This window comes from Nocardia sp. NPDC058497 (assembly GCF_042720195.1).
GTDB lineage: Bacteria > Actinomycetota > Actinomycetes > Mycobacteriales > Mycobacteriaceae > Nocardia.
Window position 1 is genome coordinate 1 of the sequence record NZ_JBHXMY010000728.1, and the last position, 2,577, is coordinate 2,577.

3 protein-coding genes are annotated in these 2,577 nt (G+C 68.5%); 1 reads left to right on the forward strand and 2 read right to left on the reverse strand.

The features are described 5' to 3' along the window. Window positions 1-394 precede the first annotated feature (394 nt). Window positions 395-1,189 (forward strand): HAD family hydrolase, encoded by a 795-nt coding sequence (locus ACFWPJ_RS30130; protein ID WP_378856502.1) that lies wholly within the window; start codon window positions 395-397, stop codon window positions 1,187-1,189. Window positions 1,190-1,610: 421 nt separating this feature from the next. Here ACFWPJ_RS30130 and ACFWPJ_RS30135 read toward each other — a convergent pair whose 3' ends face one another. Beyond that, a complete protein-coding gene (locus ACFWPJ_RS30135; protein ID WP_378856499.1) occupies window positions 1,611-2,357 on the reverse strand; it encodes an oxidoreductase in 747 nt (248 codons plus the stop codon). A gap of 11 nt (window positions 2,358-2,368) precedes the next feature. After that, window positions 2,369-2,577, reverse strand: a 209-nt coding sequence (locus tag ACFWPJ_RS30140; RefSeq protein WP_378856500.1) for a hypothetical protein, incomplete at its 5' end; no start/stop codon positions are given.

Below are 2,577 nucleotides of genomic sequence, written 5' to 3' on the forward strand. Positions count from 1 at the left end.
TCTAGCTATCAACACGACGTCTAACGCTGTTTGTTTATCCCTCGGGGGTGTGCCTAACTTTCCCGACATCCCCGTAATTCTCGTCCGGCACCCGCGGGGGGGGTGTTGGCGGGGGCCGTCGGGTTCAGCCCCGGGGGGTCGGGCTGAACGCGCCTGGACCATGTCCAGGTGTCAGCAATACTACACCCATCCCCCGGCGCAGGCGCAAGTAGCGTTCGTCACCATCTTTCGGCGATTTGCGGCCTCCGGCGTCCCCGGGGCAAACCCCGCGGAGGGGCCAGGACGGCCGCCTCCTGCGCTCCGCGCGAGGCGTGCCTATCCTGTTGACGTGACGGCCGAACGTGACCAGACTCCGCTTCCGGACACAAGACTCGTCCATTCGGGCCGAGCGCCGGTGCCCGGCGGACGCGTCGCTGCGTTCTTCGATCTCGACAAAACGGTGATCGCGAAGTCGAGCGCGTTCGTGTTCAGCAAACCGTTCTACGCACAGGGTCTGCTGAACCGCCGCGCCGTGCTGGAGAGCAGCTACGCGCACTTTTTGTTCCTGCTTTCGGGGGCCGATCACGACCAGATGGAACGAATGCGGGCAAACCTCGCCAATATGTGCGCCGGCTGGGATGTGGAGCAGGTGAAATCCATTGTGGCCGAGACGCTTCACGATCTCGTCGACCCGTTGATCTACGCCGAGGCCGCCGATCTGATCGCCGATCACAAGATCCGCGGGCACGACGTGGTGATCGTCTCGGCATCCGGCGAGGAGATCGTCACGCCGATAGCCGAGGTGCTCGGCGCCTCGCACACCGAGGCCACCCGGATGGTCGTCGAGGACGGCAAGTACACCGGCGACATCGCGTTCTACTGCTACGGCGAGGGCAAGGTCGCCGCGATCGAAAAGCTGGCCGCGGCAGAGGGTTACGACCTGTCCCGGTGCTACGCGTACTCCGATTCGATCACCGACCTGCCGATGCTGAGCGCGGTCGGCCACCCGACGGCGGTCAACCCCGACCGCGCGCTGCGCAAGGAGGCCGTCGCGCGCGGCTGGCCGGTGCTCACCTTCTCCAATCCGGTGTCGCTGTGGTCGCGATTCCAGGCGCCGTCGAGCACCACCGTGGCGGCTACGGCGGCGGTCGGATTGAGCGCGATCATCGCGGGCGCCATCAGTTATCGACTGCTGCGGAAACGTCGCTGACCTGCGACGAACAAGCACGAATCGCCAGGCGACACGCCGAAAACAGTTGTATTCGGTGATGCCTTCGAAACGCTTGATGTGAGCGCCATCACGGTGTAAGAATGGAGTCACGGAAGGACGGAAGGCCAAGACGGAGCCGGAAGAGAAGGTTTCGCCTCCCATCCCACCCTTCCCAGCACGGACGCCAGGTACCCACGCGGAGCGCGCCGCGACAAGGGCAGCAGAGTTGTGGGCCTGCGAAATTCGGGCAGTCGTCGGCGAACGCCTCGCACAGGTTGCGGGGATGAACCGGCGGGGTTCGGATGATCGCCGAGGCCACCGAACACAACCCACCGAGCACGCTTGGTAACCAGGTGTTCCGTGCTAGCGGGCGGCGAGACCGAGTAATCGGCACGCCGCCCGTTTCGATGTGTGGGGAGCCTCAGCCCGCGGCCGCGTCGGCGATCGAGTTCGCCTCGCGGGCACCGTCTTCGAGCGCGCCCGCGCAGAACAGCACCCAGCCGCCGACACCCTCCGCGGTGCCCATCCCGAACCCGGCGGCCGCGTCGAGGTAGGCCTGCCTGCGCCGCAGCCAGAACACCTCCGGCACGCCGAGGCATCGGGGGTCCAGCCCGCTCGAGACCGTGACGAGGCGCGATGCCGCCCGCGCGACGACACCGTCGGCGGTGCCGAACGGCCGCAGGGACAGCAGCTCACCGTGCACGACCGCCGCGATGACGGGCGCGGGCGCCTTGCTCGTCTGGACGGTTTGCACCAGCAGATCCAGCCGCTCGGCGACACCGGGGGTCGATCGGGGCCTGCCGAGTTCCTGTTCGTCGGCGACCAGGTCGGCGGCGGCGAGCAGATGCAGCCGGGCCAGTGCCTGCAGCGGCGCGCGCTGCCAGGTGCCGACCAGGTTCGTCAGCGCGTCACCGTCGAGCGCCTGTCCCACGCGCAGCGCGCCGGCCAGCACTGGATCGCTGACCTGCCCGTCGGCGGGCAGATCGGTGCTCGCGCCTTCGATGGCGGCCGAGGATCGCGCGGCGCGGACCGCCGCTTCGGCGGCGGTGGTCGCCCAGCCGCGCCGGTTCGACCTGTGCCGATGCACCGCGGCGAGCGCGTCGCGGGCCTTGTCGGCGGCTTCACGCACGCCGGGCAGGTCGACCAGGGGCTGCAGCGGATCAGTCACGGCATACGAGGCTACCGTTCGAACACCGTCTCCCCGACGGCCACGTCCAGCCCACGGATCCGCGGCCAGGTGCGGTCCGGCCATGGCACCTCGGCGAGTCGCTTCGCCGCCGGGGTCAGCGCCCGGCGCCTGCGCGATTCCAGCTCGGCCTGTCGTTCGGCATCGATCCGATCCATCGGCGTCTCCTGCCCCTGCGATCCACACCGCACCACCTCGGACG